Annotated in this window: 12 protein-coding genes, 3 rRNA genes and 1 pseudogene; 12 read left to right on the forward strand and 4 right to left on the reverse strand. The window is 63.0% G+C overall.

The window, feature by feature from the left end:
- The 3 genes from ACVWZ8_RS09295 (at position 1) to ACVWZ8_RS09305 (ending at position 2,828) form a co-directional block, all read left to right on the forward strand.
- Complete coding sequence (locus ACVWZ8_RS09295; RefSeq protein ID WP_456504463.1) at positions 1 to 831, forward strand: ABC transporter ATP-binding protein; 831 nt, start codon at positions 1 to 3, stop codon at positions 829 to 831.
- Complete coding sequence (locus ACVWZ8_RS09300; protein ID WP_456504464.1) at positions 828 to 1,904, forward strand: siderophore-interacting protein; 1,077 nt, start codon at positions 828 to 830, stop codon at positions 1,902 to 1,904. Before ACVWZ8_RS09295 ends, ACVWZ8_RS09300 begins: the two co-directional genes overlap by 4 nt.
- A 90-nt stretch (positions 1,905 to 1,994) precedes the next feature.
- The gene (locus ACVWZ8_RS09305; protein WP_456504465.1) at positions 1,995 to 2,828 is read left to right on the forward strand and encodes an SGNH/GDSL hydrolase family protein; all 834 of its coding nucleotides are present in this window, start codon (positions 1,995 to 1,997) and stop codon (positions 2,826 to 2,828) included.
- Here ACVWZ8_RS09305 and ACVWZ8_RS09310 read toward each other — a convergent pair.
- Positions 2,825 to 3,118 carry a YciI family protein gene (locus tag ACVWZ8_RS09310; RefSeq protein WP_426979598.1) on the reverse strand — a complete coding sequence of 98 codons (294 nt, stop codon included), beginning with the start codon at positions 3,116 to 3,118 and terminating at the stop codon, positions 2,825 to 2,827. The genes ACVWZ8_RS09305 and ACVWZ8_RS09310 overlap by 4 nt on opposite strands.
- 102 nt (positions 3,119 to 3,220) lie before the next feature.
- Here ACVWZ8_RS09310 and ACVWZ8_RS09315 point away from each other — a divergent pair, with 102 nt between their 5' ends.
- From ACVWZ8_RS09315 to ACVWZ8_RS09325, 3 genes are all read left to right on the forward strand, one after another.
- Complete coding sequence (locus tag ACVWZ8_RS09315; RefSeq protein ID WP_456504466.1) at positions 3,221 to 3,715, forward strand: MarR family winged helix-turn-helix transcriptional regulator; 495 nt, start codon at positions 3,221 to 3,223, stop codon at positions 3,713 to 3,715.
- A 56-nt stretch (positions 3,716 to 3,771) separates the two neighbouring features.
- A complete protein-coding gene (gene glsA / locus ACVWZ8_RS09320) occupies positions 3,772 to 5,598 on the forward strand; it encodes a glutaminase A (protein ID WP_456504467.1) in 1,827 nt (608 codons plus the stop codon).
- Between the two features lie 82 nt (positions 5,599 to 5,680).
- Entirely contained in the window at positions 5,681 to 6,442 is a 762-nt protein-coding gene (locus ACVWZ8_RS09325) for an SGNH/GDSL hydrolase family protein (RefSeq protein WP_456504468.1), read from the forward strand.
- A gap of 108 nt (positions 6,443 to 6,550) precedes the next feature.
- On the opposite strand, the pseudogene ACVWZ8_RS09330 reads toward ACVWZ8_RS09325, so the two are convergent.
- The 3 genes and pseudogenes from ACVWZ8_RS09330 to ACVWZ8_RS09340 form a co-directional block, all read right to left on the reverse strand.
- A pseudogene (locus ACVWZ8_RS09330) lies at positions 6,551 to 7,276 on the reverse strand (FAD:protein FMN transferase); the annotation flags it as partial.
- A complete protein-coding gene (locus tag ACVWZ8_RS09335) occupies positions 7,260 to 7,715 on the reverse strand; it encodes an FMN-binding protein (RefSeq protein WP_456504469.1) in 456 nt (151 codons plus the stop codon). The pseudogene ACVWZ8_RS09330 and the gene ACVWZ8_RS09335, both read right to left, overlap by 17 nt.
- Positions 7,712 to 9,169: a ferredoxin reductase family protein gene (locus ACVWZ8_RS09340; protein ID WP_456504470.1), complete on the reverse strand. Its 1,458-nt coding sequence runs from the start codon at positions 9,167 to 9,169 to the stop codon at positions 7,712 to 7,714. The genes ACVWZ8_RS09335 and ACVWZ8_RS09340 overlap by 4 nt, the downstream gene beginning before the upstream one ends.
- 480 nt (positions 9,170 to 9,649) lie before the next feature.
- On the opposite strand from ACVWZ8_RS09340, the gene rpmB reads away from it, so the two are divergent.
- From rpmB to rrf, 6 genes are all read left to right on the forward strand, one after another.
- Positions 9,650 to 9,886, forward strand: a complete 237-nt coding sequence (gene rpmB / locus ACVWZ8_RS09345; RefSeq protein WP_426979592.1) for a 50S ribosomal protein L28 — start codon at positions 9,650 to 9,652, stop codon at positions 9,884 to 9,886.
- Positions 9,886 to 10,053 (forward strand): 50S ribosomal protein L33, encoded by a 168-nt coding sequence (rpmG, locus tag ACVWZ8_RS09350; RefSeq protein ID WP_013602737.1) that lies wholly within the window; start codon positions 9,886 to 9,888, stop codon positions 10,051 to 10,053. The genes rpmB and rpmG overlap by 1 nt, the downstream gene beginning before the upstream one ends.
- A gap of 4 nt (positions 10,054 to 10,057) precedes the next feature.
- Positions 10,058 to 10,363, forward strand: a complete 306-nt coding sequence (rpsN, locus tag ACVWZ8_RS09355; RefSeq protein WP_043485315.1) for a 30S ribosomal protein S14 — start codon at positions 10,058 to 10,060, stop codon at positions 10,361 to 10,363.
- A 585-nt stretch (positions 10,364 to 10,948) separates the two neighbouring features.
- Positions 10,949 to 12,474, forward strand: a 16S ribosomal RNA gene (locus ACVWZ8_RS09360).
- Positions 12,475 to 12,971: 497 nt separating this feature from the next.
- Positions 12,972 to 16,110, forward strand: a 23S ribosomal RNA gene (locus ACVWZ8_RS09365).
- A 214-nt stretch (positions 16,111 to 16,324) separates the two neighbouring features.
- A 5S ribosomal RNA gene (gene rrf, locus ACVWZ8_RS09370) occupies positions 16,325 to 16,441 on the forward strand.
- The 16S, 23S and 5S rRNA genes sit together here, the layout of an rRNA operon.
- The last annotated feature ends 97 nt before the right edge of the window (positions 16,442 to 16,538 follow it).

Below are 16,538 nucleotides of genomic sequence, written 5' to 3' on the forward strand. Positions count from 1 at the left end.
ATGGCCGCTCTGCACGCCTCAGCCCTGACGCTCAAGTACGGTCAGCGCACCATCATCGAGGGGCTGTCCGCCGGCATCCCGGCGGGCCGGGTGACCATGATTGTCGGCGCCAACGCCTGCGGGAAATCCACCCTCCTCCGCGGCCTGTCCAGGCTGCTCAAGCCCGCCTCCGGCATGGTCACCCTCGACGGGAAGGACATCCACAGCCGCCCCGCGCGCGAGGTCGCCCGGACCCTCGGCCTGCTCCCGCAGCACCCGACGGCACCGGACGGGATCACGGTGAGGGACCTCGTGGGCCGCGGCCGCTACCCGCACCAGGGCTTCTTCCGATCCTGGTCGGCGGACGACGAGCGGGCCGTGCAGGATGCGCTCACCGCCACGGAGACGCTGGAGCTCGTGGCGCGGAACGTCGATGAGCTTTCCGGCGGGCAGCGCCAGCGGGTGTGGATTGCGATGGCCCTGGCACAGGAAACCGAGGTGCTGCTGCTGGATGAGCCCACCACGTACCTTGACCTCGCCCACCAAGTGGAAGTGCTGGACCTCATTACCGACCTGAACCGCCGTCGGGGCACCACGGTGGCGATCGTGCTGCACGACCTCAACCTCGCCGCCCGCTACGCGGACCACGTCATCGCCATGAAAGCCGGACGGATCGTGGCCGAGGGCACCTCCCTCGAGGTGGTCACTGAGGAGCTGATCCGCGACGTATTCGGACTCGAATCCCGCGTGGTCCCGGACCCGGTGTCCGGAACCCCGCTGATCATTCCCCTCGGCCGCCACCATGCCGAGTCCCCGCATACCGTACCCACAACCCTGGAGCTGGTCCCATGAGCGCAGTCAACAACAGCCCGGCCCGCGCGGCCGCCTCCGTGATATCCGCACCGGCCACCGAACCGATGACGCTGGCGTTCGATGTCCAGGTCACGGCAGTCCAGGAGCTGAGCCCCAACTTCCGCCGGATCACCTTCGGCGGCTACTCGCTGCGCGGCTTCGGTGTACACGGCAGCACCCTGGATCTACGGGTCAAGCTGATGATTCTCTCACTGGCCGCGGACGGAACGCAGGTGCCGCTGCCGGAATTCCGGATGGCGGAGTCCGGCTGGTACCGGGAATGGCTCGCCATGGACCCGGCCACCCGGGGATCCATGCGCACCTACACCGTGCGGCGGGAACGACTCGACGCCGTCTACCCGGAAATCGACGTCGACTTCGTGCTGCACTTCGACGGTTCGGGGAACGGCGGTCCCGCCGCAAACTGGGCGCTGACGGCCAAGCCGGGGGATGCCCTCACGCTCATCGGACCCAACAACCGGGCGGCCCACTGCGTCACCGCGGAAACCTACTCCGGCATCGAATGGCGGCCGGGCCTGGCCCAGCGCGTGCTGCTCGCCGGGGACGAAACTGCTGTTCCGGCGATCGGCGCCATCCTCGAAAGCCTCCCGGCCTACATGAGCGGGCACGCCATCCTGGAAGTCCCGGAGGCCGGTGACTTCCAGGACCTCAGCTCTGCCGCCGACGTCGAGATCACCTGGCTGGCGCGCGGTGCAGCAATCGGCCGCTCGCGTCCGCACGGCGAACTGCTGGGCGAAGCGGTCCGCGCCGCCGTGCCCGTGCCCGGCTGGGTGGGCATCAAGACCACCGGCAACGCTGCCGGACCGGAGCTTGAGGACGTCAACGTGGATCAGGACATTCTGTGGGAAACCCCGGCCCGGATGGATTCCGCCGCACTCGGTGCCAGCCGGAATCCGGACAAGCCGGCCGGGGCGATGCCGTTCTACGCCTGGATTGCCGGCGAAGCCGGGGCCATCAAGGAGCTGCGCCGCTACCTGGTGCGGGACGTGGGGATCGACCGGAAGCAGGTCGCCTTCATGGGGTACTGGCGGCAGGGGAAAGCCGAGCTCTGAGCGAGGCTCCCGTGTGTCGGCTTCCGGCCGCTCACGTGTTGTGCCCCGCTTGTTAACCCCGACGTCGTTCGGGGGGGATAGCGTGTCGCCATGGCCGAGAACCTTCTGAACCCGGGCCCGGGCGGGCGGCGGCTTTATGTTGCCCTGGGGGATTCCTTTACCGAGGGGGTGGGGGACTACAGCCCCCGGCTGCCCAACGGGGTGCGCGGCTGGGCGGACCGGGTGGCGGAGAAGCTGGCCAAGGCGGAGCCGGGATGGGAGTACGCCAACCTTGCAATCCGCAGCAAGCGGTTGCGCCACGTCACCGCCGAACAGCTGCAACCGGCGCTGGCCATGGAACCCACGCTCATCACCCTGTACGCGGGCGGCAACGACATCCTCGATTTCGGCACCGACATCGACGCCCTCATGAAGGACTACGAAATCCTCGTCGCCACGCTGGCCGCGAGCGGGGCCACGGTGGTGTTGTTCACGGGCTTTGACGTCAAGGTCTCGCCCCTGCTTGAACCGCTGAAGAGGCGCAATGCCATCTACAATCAGCGCGTCCGCGAAGTGGCGGCCCGCTACGAGGCCGTACTGGTCGATTACTGGTGCTTTGACGCGTTCCACGATCCCCGGATGTGGGATTCGGACCGGCTGCATATGTCCACGGTGGGCCACAAATACCTCGCCGGCCAGGTCCTCGACCAGCTCGGCGTGCCGCACAAGTTCAAGCTCAAGGACCGGGAGGCGCCCGCGAAGCTCGGGCTCCGGGACTGGGAACGCCGGCAGCGCCGCTGGGTCCACGACTGGGTGCTGCCGCTTTTCGGACGCAAGCTCCGCGGCGTCACCCTCGGGGACGAGCTGAGCCCGCGCTGGCCGGAGCCGGTCAGGGTTCCCCGGAAAGGCCTGAAGAAACTGACCGACAGAATACCTGCGGACTAAGCCGGGCTGTCCAGCAGGTTCTCGTAGCCCGGGGCCACCCGGTTGGCATGGAACTCCATCACCTCGAAGTGGGCCACCCCGTTGACGTAGAAAGGGTCCCGGGCCAGTGATGCATCCAGGACCGCCCGGTCCGCATTGGAGAGCAGCAGCCCGCCGGTGCGCGGAATCTTGCGTCCCGCAACCATGAAGACGCCGTCGTCGAAGGCCTTCTGCAGCCACGTCACGTGCGCCGGAAGATGGAATTCAACGATCTCGTCGGGGACCTTATAGGTCAGGGAGACTACGTACATACGGTCAGCCTACCGCCTGCCCGCGGCACCCACCCGGGCGGAGCCAAGGACGCGGCTCCCCGAGGTTGAACTGTCAAGCTTCACATCTCCTAGAATGGAGCCATGACCGAACCGCGCTGGCTGAACGCCGACGAACGCCGGGCCTGGCTGGCCCAGCTCAGCATCAACACGCTGCTTCCCGCCGCCCTGGACACGCAGCTGCACAACGCGGGGAAGCTCTCCCTCTTCGACTACAACGTGCTGGCGATGCTGTCCGAGACCGAGGGCCGGTTCCTGCCCATGAGCGAACTCGCCGCGCGCACCAGCGCCTCCCTGTCGCGGCTTTCGCATGTGGTCACCAAGCTGCAGAACCGTGGCTGGGTGGAGCGCCGCACGCACCCCGGGGATGCCAGAGTCACGACCGCGCACCTCACCGACGCCGGAATGGTCACGATCGAACAGCTCGCCCCGGGCCACGTCGAGGCCGTCCGTTCGCTGTTCCTCGATGCCCTCAGCGAGGAAGACGTCGCCGACCTCGCCCGGATCGGCGAGAAAATCGTGGCCCGGCTCGACGACGACCACTGGATCCTGCGCGAAACCGACCAGGCCGGGCAGTAGGCCGGCCGGCAGGTCAGCCGCGGGCCCGCCGCACGGCGACGCTTAGTGTTGGTCCTATGGAATCGCCGATCCAGAGCTACCTGCGCCAGATCCACGCCGAGATAGCCCAGCTCAGGGACGGCAAGCCCTACAGCACCATTCCGGCGATGGCGAATGTCGATCCGGACAACTTCGGCATCGCACTCGCCACCGTGGACGGGAAGGTGTACGAGGTTGGGGACACCCGTGAGGAGTTCACCATCCAGTCGATCTCCAAGCCCTTCACCTACGGACTGGCCCTGGAGGACCTGGGCGATGAGGTTGTTGACGCCAAGGTGGACGTCGAGCCGTCGGGTGATTCCTTCAACGAGATCTCCCTGGCCGAGGGTACCGGGCGTCCGGCGAATGCCATGATCAACGCCGGCGCCCTGACGGCAACCTCCCTGATCAAGGGCTCCGGCGGCCAGTCCGGCTTCAAACGGATCCTCAGCACGTACTCGGCCTTCGCCGGCCGGCAGCTCTCGGTGAGCGAGAGGGTGTACGAATCCGAACTCAAGCACGGCCACCGCAACACGGCCCTGGCCCACCTGCTGCGCTCCTTCAACATCATCGAGGACGACCCCGCGCCGGTCCTCGAGGACTATTTCCGGCAGTGCTCGGTGCTGGTGAACTGCCTGGACCTCTCGATCATGGCCGCTACGCTCGCCAACGCCGGCCGGAATCCGCTCAGCGGCAAGCGGGTCCTGGAGATCGGCCCGGTGGAGCGTGTGCTGTCGGTGATGATGACCTCGGGCATGTACGACGACGCCGGTGCCTGGATCAGCAGCGTCGGCATGCCCGGCAAGAGCGGGGTGGCCGGCGGGATCATCGCGGTCCTGCCCGGGCAAGTGGGGCTGGCGGTCTACTCGCCGCCGCTGGATGAACACGGCAGCAGCGTGCGCGGCCTGGCGACGGCGCAGCGGCTGTCCCGGGACATGGAACTGCACTTTGTCCGGGCCGCGCGGACCGGCCGCTCCGCCATCCTCGCCGCCTACGACGTCACCGAGACACCGTCGGGGATCCGCCGCAACGACGAAGCCGCCGATGTCCTCCGGGAACATGGCCGCCGTGCCCGCGTGATCGAGCTCAACGGCGACCTGCTCTTTGCCGGGACCGAATCCATGGTGCGCGAACTCAGCGGCCTCGAGGACGACGTCGAACTGGCCGTCCTGGACCTGCGCCGAACGGATCAGGTGAGCGAAGTCGCCCTGCGGATGCTGGCCCTGGCCCGGCAGGGGATGGCCGATGCGGGCCGCGAACTGGTGCTGGTCGAAACGGACGGCTCGGTGGCGGCATCGCTGGAGGAGTTCTCGGGAGCGGACGGGCCCGGGGTTCCGTCGTTCGCCACCCGGAGCGCCGCCGTCGAATACTGCGAAAACCGCCTGCTGGAGCGTTACGGGACCCAGCTGCTGCTGCCGGACCACGTCCCCGTGACTGCCTCGCCGGCCCTCGCTCCGCTGGACGCGGCGGACGCCGAGGCCCTGGCGGCGCTCATGACGGCGAAGCAGTACGACGACGGCGACGTCATCCGCCGCGTCGGGCTGCGGTTCGGCGGGGTCTACTTCATCACCTCCGGCAAGGTCAGCAGTACCTCCCCGGGACCCACCGCGGAGCGGGTCAAACTCAACACCCTCAGCGCGGGCATGACCTTCGGGGAGCTCGCGCTCGGCAGCGGCAGCCGGCAGGAAACCACTGTCAGGGCGGTCGGACCGGTGGGGGTGATGGTGCTCAGCGCCGAGGCGATCACAGAACTGGAAGGCAGCAACCCGCGGCTGGCCATCGCCTTGTGGAAGGCGCTCACCCGGGACGCCTACACCCGGGTGGAGCAGTACCTGCGCGAATCGGCGGTGCGGATCCGGGAGTAGGGCTTTGTTTGCCCGGCTGTGTTGGCGCCTGCTTTGTTGCCCTGCTTTGTTTGCTTGGGGCAACTGCTGGCAGACTGGGTCCATGGATTTCACGTCCCGCTATGTAGCCCTTGGAGACTCCTTCACGGAAGGCGTCGGCGACGACGACCCCGCCCGTCCCAACGGCGTACGGGGCTGGGCGGACCGGGTGGCCGAGCAGCTCGGCGCCGCCGATCCGGACTTCGGGTACGCGAACCTTGCCATCCGCGGCCGGAAACTGCGGCAGATCATGGCCGAGCAGGTCGATGCCGCCGTCGCGCTCAAACCCACAATCGTGAGCATCTACGCCGGCGCCAACGACATCCTCCGGCCCAAGGTGGACATCGACGACCTGCTGGTGGACTACGACGCCGGCATCCGCAAGCTCAAGGCCACCGGCGCCACGATTGTCATGTTCACCGGGTTCGACTCCCGCGGCTCGAAGATCTTCGGCACGACGCGCGGCCGCACCGCCATCTACAACGAACTGGTCCGCGGAATCGCCGGCGACCACGGCGCCCTGCTGGTGGACTACTGGCGTTTCAGAGAGTACTACGACTGGGGCATGTGGGCCACCGACCGGATGCACATGTCCCCGGCCGGCCACTCGAACATGGCAAAACGCGTCCTCACCGTCCTCGAGCACGAGCACTCGATCGATGTCCCGCCCATGACGCCGGTGCCCGAACTGAACCGGGCCGAGACGATCCGCGCCAACGCCCGCTGGGTCCGCGAATTCGCCGGGCCGTGGGTGGTCCGCCGGGTCACGGGCAAGTCCTCCGGCGACGGGCTGGCGCCGCGGTACGCCAGGCTCACTCACCTCTAGGCCCCGGAACCCCGGGGTTGCGAGCAGTCCGCCGTCGCCCAGCACGGCGAGGACTTCCACGTCCCACTCGTCCGCCGCCCGGCCCAGCATCAGGTGCCCGCCGGCCACGATCGCCGTCGCTAGGACGTCCGCGGTGACAATGTCCGCGGCTGCCACCGATACCTGGCGGAATACAGACCGGCCCGCTCCGGCCGTCCAGATATGCTCCCCGCGCTCTGCCGAGCCGGACGTCGCCAGCGCGGGGAACCGGCTGCAAACACCCAGCGGAAAAGCCGAAAGCAGTGCCGTCCGGTCCGTCGGGTCGACAATCCCGGACTGCCACGGTACCCGGGACCCCGGAACCGGGGAGCCGCTCACCAGAACATCGCCGCCGGCGTTCAGGCACCAGTCCCGGAGCCCCGATGTCCGGAGGGTTTCGCCTGCCTGCTGGATTGCGTAGCCCTTGATGATCCCGGACAGGTCCAGCACCCCGTCCGGCCGTTCCGGAGTGAAGGCGTCCGCCGTCAACAGCCGCCAGCCGGCGGCCTCCGCGTACCGGTCCCGTACCTCCTGTGATGCTTCCCGCAGGGTGAATTCGCCGCGAGCCAGCCTGCTTGCCTCTGACTCCGGGCGGTAGAGGCTGAACGTTTCGTCCAGCCCGGCAAACACCCGTTCGACGGCGGCGGCGGCCGCCTCGATCGGGTGTTCAGTCCCGTTCGTTCGGGGAAGACTTCCAGGGTGGGCGGCATTGAACGGCATCGTCAGGCTGATGACCGTGCCCATGCAGCCGAAGGTCCTGGCTTTCAGTGCGGGGCGTGCCACGCCCGGGCTCTCGGGCTCAGAGGTTCGCTGCATCGAGGGCCGCCTGGAGCGAATCCAGATAGGCAACGCTGGTCACCGTAGCGCCGCTGATGGTCTGCACGCTCGCGGACTGGGCCTTGAGGACCTCGGCCCGCAGCAGGGGTGCGGCCCGGTTGCTGATCTGCACGGATATTCGTTCCGCATCGGTCAGCTGGAGCGCTGTTACGTCGGTGATCGTGCCCGACTGCACCGTGATCTGCACCTGGACTGCGCCGAAGCGGGTCTGGACGACGGCGCCGTCGTACGTTCCGGCCGCTTTCGCTGCGGCCCCGGCGCTGCCGGTGGCGCCGGACGAGCCAGCAACGCCTGAGGAACCCGTCGTGCTGCCCATGGCGGTGCTGCCCGTTTCGGCGATCTGTCCGCCGGACTGCCAGCCCGCCAGAAGAATTCCGGCGGACGCGAGTGCTGCTGAAACCGCTGCGCGAATTCTCACCAATCAAACCTTTCGTAGTGGAGTTGTTCCTCCCGGGCACCGGCTGCGCGGGCGTCGTGGATGACGCTGCGGGCCCAGGCTACCGGCCCGCAGATGTAAATGTCGGAATCGCCAAGATTAGGCGCGTAGTAGGCCAGGCCGTGCCCCGCACGGGCGGCGGTCTCCGGCAGCCAGCTCCGTCCGCCGGCCGGCCGCGGCCCGGTCAGGTGGAACAGTGTGGCGCCGCGTTGCTTACAGAGGTCCAGGATTTCCTCGCCCAGGTACAGCTCGGCCTCACTGTGGCCGCGGAGCAGGACCGTGGCGTTGCCGGGCGTGAACGGGGTGCGCTCGAGCAGGGCGCGGAGCGGCGTGATCCCGATTCCGGCGCCGATCATCACCACCTGGCTGCGGCTGCGGGCCGCTGTGCTGAACAGGCCGTACGGACCCTCCACGGCCACCCTGGTCCCCGGTTTCACGGCAATCAGCTGCCTTGAGCCGCGGCCCAGATTGCGGACGGTGATCCGCAGCACCCCGGTTCCCGCAGCGTCGAACTGTACGGGTTCTGCGGAGAGGCTGAAGGGATGCGGGTGCCACCACAGTCCGGGGGCGAGGAACCGCCAGATGAAGAATCGGCCGCCGCTTCCCGCGAGGTCATGGAGGTGGAGCCCCTTCATCTCAATATTGACGACGCCGGGGGCCACCTGAACCACGCGGCTCACCGTCAGCTGGTGCCGGAAGGTGGCCACGAGAGGCTTCAGGACGCGGTAGTGCAGGAGCGCGGCGCCGGTGGCAATGCAGATGGCGAGCCAGTACCAGCGCTGCCAGGTGCCTTCGGCGAAGAGGCCGCCGACACTGAACTGGTGCGGGATCGCCGTCAGGACGGCGGCATAGGTCAGCAGGTGGACGGCGTACCAGAATTCGTAGGGGAACCGGCGTCGGACCGCCACGAGGGAAGTGACCGCGACGGCGACGAACAGGGCGATGGACACAAATGCCAGCCACATATCGGGAACGAGCACCCATAAGACCACTGCCTCGCTGACAGGGTCCAGGCCCTCGGCCATTCCGTAGCCTGCCGCGATCAGGATTCCGTGGGCCAGCAGGAGGTACAGGGCCGGCTTCCCGAGTTTGCGGTGGAACTCGAGGGCGCGGTCGTGGCCGACGGTGGTGTCGACGACCGGGATCCGGGCCGCCAGGAGCAGCATCAGCACGACGAGGTCCATGCCGGCGAGTCCGGCAACGATGCCCACCGCTGTGAAGGATCCGGCAACGCTTGAGAACCCGGAGGCGCCGCCGTCGGCCAGCCACAGTGCCACGGCCCCGGCAACGGAGGCCCAGGCGAGCACGGTCAGCAGATCCGCCCTCAGCAATCTTCGGCGGGACTGTGCCCGGAAAGGGTCAGGTGAGCCGGGTGGACGGTTTCTGACACCCGGGAGCCGGGGGCCAGCCGCAGTCGACTGGAGTGGCGGATTCATGACTCCAGCGTCCGCTCGCCGCCTTCTATTTAGCTGTGAAACCGCTAGGGTGCCGATGTGACTGACCGGGGTTTGCGGCGGGGCCCTTATACACCCCACAACGCCGGATTGGTCTTTAATTCGCCTAGCTCGTAGACTTGGTAGGCGCTAGGTGGCGCGGAGCGTGTGCAATTGCTCCGGTTGGCGGGATGTGTCTGCAGAAATGACAGTCCCGATGGCCGGTAGTTAGGGGCTCAAGTTGCGTGCACTCCTGTATTCGCCCAGTATCCCGGCACTTCGCAGTGGCTTTCCGAAAGGTTCCGCTGACAGTGCCCGTGGCCCACAATCTTCGCCGCAGTGAGGAAAACAGCCGGTTTGTGCCGTCTGCCTGAACTCTGCGGGCTACCGACCACGGTGGGGGCTGGATGCTGCGGACGCTGCCTGTCGCACGGTTAAGCGGGAACTCCGCCAACCGTTTCATTTATTTTGAGGAGAGTCGTCATGGCAGCACACTGCCAGGTGACCGGAGCCGAGCCGGGCTTTGGACACAGCATTTCGCACTCGCACCGCCGCAATAAGCGCCGGTTCGACCCGAACATCCAGAAGAAGCGCTACTGGGTTCCGTCCCTGCGCCGTAACGTCACCCTGCAGGTCTCTGTACGTGGCATCAAGACCATCGACGTGCGTGGCATCGACGTAGTCGTAGCCGCCATCCTGGCACGAGGAGTGAAGCTCTAGTGGCAAAGGACAAGGACGTACGTCCGATCATCAAGCTCAAGTCGACCGCGGGCACGGGTTACACCTACGTGACGCGCAAGAACCGTCGTAACGATCCGGACCGCATGGTTCTGAAGAAGTACGACCCCAAAATCCGCCAGCACGTCGAATTCCGAGAGGAGCGCTAAACACATGGCTAAGAAGTCAATGATCGCTAAGAACGAACAGCGTAAAGTCATCGTCGAGCGTTACGCTGCAAAGCGCCTCGAACTGAAGAAGGCCCTGGTTGATCCCAACTCAACCGACGAAGCACGCGAAGCTGCTCGCCTCGGCCTGCAGAAGCTGCCCCGCAACGCCTCACCGGTACGTCTGCGTAACCGCGACATCATCGATGGCCGCCCGCGCGGTACCTTCCAGAAGTTCGGCATCTCCCGTGTTCGCTTCCGCGATATGGCTCACCGCGGTGAGCTCCCGGGCATCACGAAGTCTTCCTGGTAATTCAGGACTCCTGAAGCCAGTGGCTTGAGAAGGGCCGGCAACCGTTTGGTTGCCGGCCCTTCCTGAGCTTAAGCCAGCGGACTCCTTCGGGTGGCGGCCGATTGGTGACAGAGCGGTGAGAGTGCCGAGTTGCGGTGGGGGTTGGATGGGTGTATTGTTTTCTAAGTCGCCACGAGGGAGACCAGCGGAAATGCTGGGAACCGGAGGCGGCCAATCCCCTAAAATTTTCAAGCCAGGATCTGGTTGGCGTTTTGTGCGCTGCGGGTTCGGGTGGGGTCGGTTTGGTTGCTGGTGTGGTCCTGGAAGCGGGATTTGCGTCGGGGGCTGGAACCGGGTAAGTTTGAAAAGTTGCTCCGGAGCGATCCTCGACTGGATAAGTCGTGGTGGTGCCGGGTGTGTCTGTTGTTTGAGAACTCAATAGTGTGCCAAGTTTGTTGATACCAATTTGTTTATATGGATTGGTTGAATTTGCCGGATCCCGCCACCCCGTGGTGTGGTCTGGTGTTTTTGGCTGGTTTCAAATTTTGTGCAGCCTTCGCGTCCCGTTTTCCCGGGGGTGTTGGTTGTGTCTGTTTTTGTTTTACTTCAACGGAGAGTTTGATCCTGGCTCAGGATGAACGCTGGCGGCGTGCTTAACACATGCAAGTCGAACGATGACCCGGTGCTTGCACCGGTGATTAGTGGCGAACGGGTGAGTAACACGTGAGTAACCTGCCCTTAACTCTGGGATAAGCCTGGGAAACTGGGTCTAATACCGGATATGACTCCTCATCGCATGGTGGGGGGTGGAAAGCTTTATTGTGGTTTTGGATGGACTCGCGGCCTATCAGCTTGTTGGTGAGGTAATGGCTCACCAAGGCGACGACGGGTAGCCGGCCTGAGAGGGTGACCGGCCACACTGGGACTGAGACACGGCCCAGACTCCTACGGGAGGCAGCAGTGGGGAATATTGCACAATGGGCGCAAGCCTGATGCAGCGACGCCGCGTGAGGGATGACGGCCTTCGGGTTGTAAACCTCTTTCAGTAGGGAAGAAGCGAAAGTGACGGTACCTGCAGAAGAAGCGCCGGCTAACTACGTGCCAGCAGCCGCGGTAATACGTAGGGCGCAAGCGTTATCCGGAATTATTGGGCGTAAAGAGCTCGTAGGCGGTTTGTCGCGTCTGCCGTGAAAGTCCGGGGCTCAACTCCGGATCTGCGGTGGGTACGGGCAGACTAGAGTGATGTAGGGGAGACTGGAATTCCTGGTGTAGCGGTGAAATGCGCAGATATCAGGAGGAACACCGATGGCGAAGGCAGGTCTCTGGGCATTAACTGACGCTGAGGAGCGAAAGCATGGGGAGCGAACAGGATTAGATACCCTGGTAGTCCATGCCGTAAACGTTGGGCACTAGGTGTGGGGGACATTCCACGTTTTCCGCGCCGTAGCTAACGCATTAAGTGCCCCGCCTGGGGAGTACGGCCGCAAGGCTAAAACTCAAAGGAATTGACGGGGGCCCGCACAAGCGGCGGAGCATGCGGATTAATTCGATGCAACGCGAAGAACCTTACCAAGGCTTGACATGAACCGGAAACGCCTGGAAACAGGTGCCCCGCTTGCGGTCGGTTTACAGGTGGTGCATGGTTGTCGTCAGCTCGTGTCGTGAGATGTTGGGTTAAGTCCCGCAACGAGCGCAACCCTCGTTCTATGTTGCCAGCGCGTGATGGCGGGGACTCATAGGAGACTGCCGGGGTCAACTCGGAGGAAGGTGGGGACGACGTCAAATCATCATGCCCCTTATGTCTTGGGCTTCACGCATGCTACAATGGCCGGTACAAAGGGTTGCGATACTGTGAGGTGGAGCTAATCCCAAAAAGCCGGTCTCAGTTCGGATTGGGGTCTGCAACTCGACCCCATGAAGTCGGAGTCGCTAGTAATCGCAGATCAGCAACGCTGCGGTGAATACGTTCCCGGGCCTTGTACACACCGCCCGTCAAGTCACGAAAGTTGGTAACACCCGAAGCCGGTGGCCTAACCCCTTGTGGGAGGGAGCTGTCGAAGGTGGGACTGGCGATTGGGACTAAGTCGTAACAAGGTAGCCGTACCGGAAGGTGCGGCTGGATCACCTCCTTTCTAAGGAGCACCTACAAACGTTCCGCCTCCGTGTATGCGGGGTGTGGGGTTTGTCAGGAGTACGCCCGTTGCGCAGACGCTAGTTCTGCGGCGGGTGCTCACGGGTGGAATATCAGCAGATAGCGGCCGCGTGTTCTTCTCCTTACCCAGTACGGATCCTCTCTTGAGGGGTTCCTGGAACGGTGCGGGGGCGGGTTGCATGCGGTTTAGTGTTTGGCACACTGTTGGGTCCTGAGGCAACAGGACCGGGGTTTTTCCCCGGGACTTGTTTGTTTCTGGTTTCCTGGCTGCACCGATCATACGGTTGTGCCCCTTTTGCGGGGGTTCGTGTGGGGTGTGTGGTACGGGGTTGTTGTTTGAGAACTACATAGTGGACGCGAGCATCTTTTATAAGAAGCAATTTCCAAGAATATGAACCTGGATCTGTTGTTCTGCCTTTCTTAGGTGGAGTGATGGTTTTCATGGTTCTCTCGTGAATTAGTTTTTTGATCTTTTGTGGTCAAGTTTTTAAGAGCACACGGTGGATGCCTTGGCATTAGGAGCCGAAGAAGGACGTAGGAATCTGCGATAAGCCTGGGGGAGTCGATAACCGGACTGTGATCCCAGGGTGTCCGAATGGGGAAACCCCGCCGGGGGCGCGAGCTGCCCGGTGACCCGCATCTGAACACATAGGGTGTGTGGGGGGAACGCGGGGAAGTGAAACATCTCAGTACCCGCAGGAAGAGAAAACAATAGTGATTCCGTCAGTAGTGGCGAGCGAACGCGGATCAGGCTAAACCGTTCCATGTGTGATAGCCGGCGGGCGTTGCATGGTCGGGGTTGTGGGACTTCCCGTTCTGTCTCTGCCGGGACAGTGGGGTGAGTAGTACAGGCATAGGTGAACGGTCTTGAAAGGCCGGCCAGAGAGGGTGTGAGCCCCGTAACCGAAATGTTGTGTACCGCCTGGTGAAGTATCCCAAGTAGCACGGGGCCCGAGAAATCCCGTGTGAATCTGTCAGGACCACCTGATAAGCCTAAATACTCCCTAATGACCGATAGCGGACCAGTACCGTGAGGGAAAGGTGAAAAGTACCCCGGGAGGGGAGTGAAACAGTACCTGAAACCGTGTGCTTACAATCCGTCGGAGCCAGTCTGATTCTGGTGACGGCGTGCCTTTTGAAGAATGAGCCTGCGAGTTAGTGTTACGTCGCGAGGTTAACCCGTGTGGGGAAGCCGTAGCGAAAGCGAGTCTGAACAGGGCGTTGCAGTGGCGTGATCTAGACCCGAAGCGAAGTGATCTACCCATGGCCAGGTTGAAGCGACGGTAAGACGTCGTGGAGGACCGAACCCACTTCAGTTGAAAATGGAGGGGATGAGCTGTGGGTAGGGGTGAAAGGCCAATCAAACTTCGTGATAGCTGGTTCTCCCCGAAATGCATTTAGGTGCAGCGTTGCGTGTTTCTTACCGGAGGTAGAGCTACTGGATGGCTAATGGGCCCTACAAGGTTACTGACGTCAGCCAAACTCCGAATGCCGGTAAGTGAGAGCGCAGCAGTGAGACTGTGGGGGATAAGCTTCATAGTCGAGAGGGAAACAGCCCAGACCACCAACTAAGGCCCCTAAGCGTGTGCTAAGTGGGAAAGGATGTGGAGTTGCGAAGACAACCAGGAGGTTGGCTTAGAAGCAGCCATCCTTAAAAGAGTGCGTAATAGCTCACTGGTCAAGTGATTCCGCGCCGACAATGTAGCGGGGCTCAAGTACACCGCCGAAGTTGTGGATTTCAGATGATAGCCAAGCCGCCCCCTCGTGGGGTTGGTTCAGGCGTCTGGAGTGGTAGGGGAGCGTCGTGTGGGCAGTGAAGTCGCGGTGTAAACCAGCGGTGGAGCCTACACGAGTGAGAATGCAGGCATGAGTAGCGAAAGACGGGTGAGAAACCCGTCCGCCGAATGATCAAGGGTTCCAGGGTCAAGCTAATCTGCCCTGGGTAAGTCGGGACCTAAGGCGAGGCCGACAGGCGTAGTCGATGGACAACGGGTTGATATTCCCGTACCGGCGAAGAACCGCCCATGCTGAACGGGGGACACTAACCGCCCGAAACCTGCCTGACCGCCCTTCGGGGCGGGAGGGTTTTGGTGGAGCGCGGGACCTGATCCCGGGAGGCAAGCGTATTAACAGGTGTGACGCAGGAAGGTAGCCGAGCCGGGCGATGGTTGTCCCGGTCTAAGGAGGTAGGGCGAACGGTAGGCAAATCCGCCGTTCATGATGCCTGAGATCTGATGGGACCCCCTCACGGGGGGATTCGGTGATCCTATGCTGCCGAGAAAAGCATCGACGCGAGGTTCCAGCCGCCCGTACCCCAAACCGACACAGGTGATCAGGTAGAGAATACTAAGGCGATCGAGAGAATTATGGTTAAGGAACTCGGCAAAATGCCCCCGTAACTTCGGGAGAAGGGGGGCCCCCATCGTGATGGACACTAGCTGTCCGGAGCGTGCAGGGGCCGCAGAGACCAGGGGGAAGCGACTGTTTACTAAAAACACAGGTCCGTGCGAAGTCGCAAGACGATGTATACGGACTGACTCCTGCCCGGTGCTGGAAGGTTAAGAGGACCGGTTAGCCGCAAGGCGAAGCTGAGAATTCAAGCCCCAGTAAACGGCGGTGGTAACTATAACCATCCTAAGGTAGCGAAATTCCTTGTCGGGTAAGTTCCGACCTGCACGAATGGAGTAACGACTTCCCCGCTGTCTCAACCATAAACTCGGCGAAATTGCAGTACGAGTAAAGATGCTCGTTACGCGCAGCAGGACGGAAAGACCCCGAGACCTTTACTATAGTTTGGTATTGGTGTTCGGAGTGGCTTGTGTAGGATAGGTGGGAGACGTTGAAGCCCGGACGCCAGTCCGGGTGGAGTCATCGTTGAAATACCACTCTGGTCACTTTGGACATCTAACTTCGGCCCGTAATCCGGGTCAGGGACAGTGCCTGATGGGTAGTTTAACTGGGGCGGTTGCCTCCTAAAAAGTAACGGAGGCGCCCAAAGGTTCCCTCAGCCTGGTTGGCAATCAGGTGTCGAGTGTAAGTGCACAAGGGAGCTTGACTGTGAGAGAGACATCTCGAGCAGGGACGAAAGTCGGGACTAGTGATCCGGCGGTACATTGTGGAATGGCCGTCGCTCAACGGATAAAAGGTACCTCGGGGATAACAGGCTGATCTTGCCCAAGAGTCCATATCGACGGCATGGTTTGGCACCTCGATGTCGGCTCGTCGCATCCTGGGGCTGGAGTAGGTCCCAAGGGTTGGGCTGTTCGCCCATTAAAGCGGTACGCGAGCTGGGTTTAGAACGTCGTGAGACAGTTCGGTCCCTATCCGCTGCGCGCGCAGGAAATTTGAGAAGGGCTGTCCTTAGTACGAGAGGACCGGGACGGACGAACCTCTGGTGTGTCAGTTGTACTGCCAAGTGCACCGCTGATTAGCTACGTTCGGATGGGATAACCGCTGAAAGCATCTAAGCGGGAAGCTCGCTTCGAGATGAGATTTCCATACACCTTGTGTGTGAGAGGCCCCCAGCCAGACCACTGGGTTGATAGGCCGGATGTGGAAGCGAGGACTAACGACTCGTGAAGCTGACCGGTACTAATAGGCCGATAACTTACACCACACACTCTCTTCGTGAACGGATTCAAAAGACGTTCACACCATGGGGAGGGTACAAAGAAACAAGACTGCTTGCGTCCACTATGTGGTTCCCAGACAACAAACCCGTTCACACGGCATGTTGTCCCAGGAACCTTCAACTGAATAACAACACCACAGTTGTAACACCAGATTTCCCACCCCCACAGGCCACGGCCAGGAGGGTCGGGAGCAAGGGTTACGGCGGTCATAGCGTGGGGGAAACGCCCGGTCCCATTCCGAACCCGGAAGCTAAGACCCACAGCGCCGATGGTACTGCACCCGGGAGGGTGTGGGAGAGTAGGTCACCGCCGGACAACCATTAAACACGGTCGAGAGCCTCCAGACACGTCTCTGGAGGCTCTCCCGCATTTAACCCCCAAAACGACACCCAGTGCCTGCCGGCTTCGTCAG

The sequence above is a fragment of the Arthrobacter sp. UYCu723 genome (assembly GCF_054059215.1).

What these genes read in the sequence shown, in the direction of transcription:
- ACVWZ8_RS09325 (WP_456504468.1), top strand. Translation starts at nt 5,681, where the DNA reads ATGGATTTCACGTCCCGCTATGTAGCCCTTGGAGACTCCTTCACGGAA.
- ACVWZ8_RS09300 (WP_456504464.1), top strand. Translation starts at nt 828, where the DNA reads ATGAGCGCAGTCAACAACAGCCCGGCCCGCGCGGCCGCCTCCGTGATA.
- ACVWZ8_RS09310 (WP_426979598.1), bottom strand. Translation starts at nt 3,118, where the DNA reads ATGTACGTAGTCTCCCTGACCTATAAGGTCCCCGACGAGATCGTTGAA.
- rpmB (WP_426979592.1), top strand. Translation starts at nt 9,650, where the DNA reads ATGGCAGCACACTGCCAGGTGACCGGAGCCGAGCCGGGCTTTGGACAC.
- ACVWZ8_RS09305 (WP_456504465.1), top strand. Translation starts at nt 1,995, where the DNA reads ATGGCCGAGAACCTTCTGAACCCGGGCCCGGGCGGGCGGCGGCTTTAT.
- ACVWZ8_RS09340 (WP_456504470.1), bottom strand. Translation starts at nt 9,169, where the DNA reads ATGAATCCGCCACTCCAGTCGACTGCGGCTGGCCCCCGGCTCCCGGGT.
- ACVWZ8_RS09315 (WP_456504466.1), top strand. Translation starts at nt 3,221, where the DNA reads ATGACCGAACCGCGCTGGCTGAACGCCGACGAACGCCGGGCCTGGCTG.
- ACVWZ8_RS09295 (WP_456504463.1), top strand. Translation starts at nt 1, where the DNA reads ATGGCCGCTCTGCACGCCTCAGCCCTGACGCTCAAGTACGGTCAGCGC.
- glsA (WP_456504467.1), top strand. Translation starts at nt 3,772, where the DNA reads ATGGAATCGCCGATCCAGAGCTACCTGCGCCAGATCCACGCCGAGATA.
- rpsN (WP_043485315.1), top strand. Translation starts at nt 10,058, where the DNA reads ATGGCTAAGAAGTCAATGATCGCTAAGAACGAACAGCGTAAAGTCATC.